We start from the raw sequence: 864 nt of genomic DNA on the forward strand, positions 1-864 counted from the left end.
TTCGTTTAAGAAAGGTGATGCAGAGTATTGCGTCATTGAGTCGGTTAGATATTGTAAGTGGCCCTCTATTCTAAGATTTTTAAAGCTAGTTCAGGCAGGGGACATATACCTCGATTTCACTCTTTCCGAGAAGCAAGGAAAAATCAAAGACCATGGGTTTCTGTGGAGAATTCGAAGTGATAGCTTGGAGACCCTTTATCTATCAATGGAAACGATCACTGACGAGTTTCGGTAAGCAATGCTATTAGCAATGCAGGATCTTTAGTTACGTGAGAAGTAACATCAACTCGCTTTCCTTAAGCCAGTTACAAATCAATTCAACAGGTTAGAGGTTGGATATGACTACGGCCCTCGGCACCATTTCTTCTTTTGTCCATCTGCTGGTTTGCGCCGAGTACGCTTTGGTCGCTGCGTGGCTTAAATTTGGTTAGTTAACACCTTAATAGAAGTCTTTTCGTCGCCTCTCGCTAGTTTGCTGTTGAACGAAGAGCGATCCGGTGTGTCTTACTCTTCGCTCAATCTGTTTATACTCTTGAATGGATCTGCAAAACGCGCACTATTTGGTTTCTACACGCTATGAACACGTTTTTATATACCGTTGTTGCTTTGGTTGCCTTTGCGGGCAACTCGGTGCTTTGTCGCCTTGCACTGGAGCAAGGGGCTAGCGCTTCGCCGACGATTGACCCAGCTAGTTTTACTGCTCTTAGGCTTATTTCGGGTATGTTGGTGTTATTTCTCATTTTGAGCTTCCGCAAAAGGACAGATGGCCAAGCGTCGACAGGTAGTTGGCGCTCAGGCATTTTTCTGTTTCTTTATGCTGTTTCGTTTTCTTTTGCTTACAGTGCGCTAGATACGGGAACGGGG

Annotated in this window: 1 protein-coding gene and 1 pseudogene; both read left to right on the forward strand. The window is 44.7% G+C overall.

Translation table 11 applies throughout. From position 1 onward, the window contains the following. A partial coding sequence (locus A3750_RS00435) for an MvaI/BcnI family restriction endonuclease (RefSeq protein ID WP_156498264.1) occupies window positions 1-235 on the forward strand: 235 nt, incomplete at its 5' end. 341 nt (window positions 236-576) lie between these two features. Next, window positions 577-864: pseudogene (locus A3750_RS00440) on the forward strand (EamA family transporter); the annotation flags it as partial.

It is taken from the genome of Oleiphilus sp. HI0079 (assembly GCF_001635105.1).